The organism is Xanthomonas cucurbitae (genome assembly GCF_002939885.1).
Lineage (GTDB): Bacteria > Pseudomonadota > Gammaproteobacteria > Xanthomonadales > Xanthomonadaceae > Xanthomonas > Xanthomonas cucurbitae.
This window is the reverse complement of sequence record NZ_MDED01000108.1, coordinates 1-953: the sequence shown is the minus strand read 5'-3', so window position 1 is coordinate 953 and position 953 is coordinate 1. Positions and strand designations below refer to the sequence as shown.

Sequence of the window (953 nt, the reverse complement as noted above, 5' to 3'; positions counted from 1 at the left end):
ACCACCTTCTGGGACGGTGGAAAGGGCCTGTTTCCAAGGCTCAACGCAGATTCAGGGGCCTCAAGGCACCCACACGAATCCGCGATGAGCCGAAAATAGATGTCATGGGTGAACACTATCACCTGACGCTGCGCAGCTTCGATGGCCAAACGCTTTGCTACGCGCTCGCGCCGACGATGATCGAGCGAAGACACCGGATCGTCGAACACGATGCCGCCCTTGCCACCGTTCAATCCGATTTCTGCCAGGAAGGCACCGATCGCAACCGCGCGCTGCTCGCCCTCACTCAAAATGTCACCGGGGCTACGGCTCTGCGGCAGTTCCAGTTTGAGCTTGTGCAGAGCCTTGCCTCTGTCGGCACGACTCTGGAGCGAAACATGCAGCGTGCCGACACCCAGCTCCTTGAATTCGCGGTTCAACGCTTCGGCCAGTTCCTTGGAAACTACTTTCTCGGCCAACTCCGAGGCCTTCAGAGAGATGGCGTTGGTCTTGACGGCCGATAGGCACTTCACGAGCTTCGCCTGGTGGCCGAGCTTCGCGACAGCTGTGACCACAGCGTCCTTGACCTGGCTCAGCCGTACACGCGCATCAAGTTCGCCAAACTGCTTTTGCAGCGCCGCGCGAGCCTTTTCGTCCGAGGCCTTTTCCAAGGTCTCGGCCTCGGTGTTTAGCCGGTCGGCCAAAGTCTGGAGCCGCACGGCCGGACTGTACAAGGGTTGATCGATACCGTCCCACTGGTGCGAGATCACCGCCGCCTTGATGGCTTCCTGACGAGCAATCAGCAATTGCTCGAATGCTTTGACATCCGCAGCAAGCTGCGGGTCCAGCAGTTCGATCTCGCTATGGGTCACATCGTCAAGATGGCTCATCGCGGATTCGTGTGGGTGCCTTGAGGCCCCTGAATCTGCGTTGAGCCTTGGAAACAGGCCCTTTCCACCGTCCCAGAAGGTGGT

The 953-nt window shown here is 59.3% G+C and carries 1 protein-coding gene; it reads right to left on the bottom strand.

Translation table 11 applies throughout. The annotated features are described in order from the left end of the window. On the bottom strand, positions 1-869 hold an 869-nt coding region (locus tag XcuCFBP2542_RS18930; protein ID WP_211293045.1), incomplete at its 3' end, for an AAA family ATPase. Positions 870-953 lie beyond the last annotated feature (84 nt).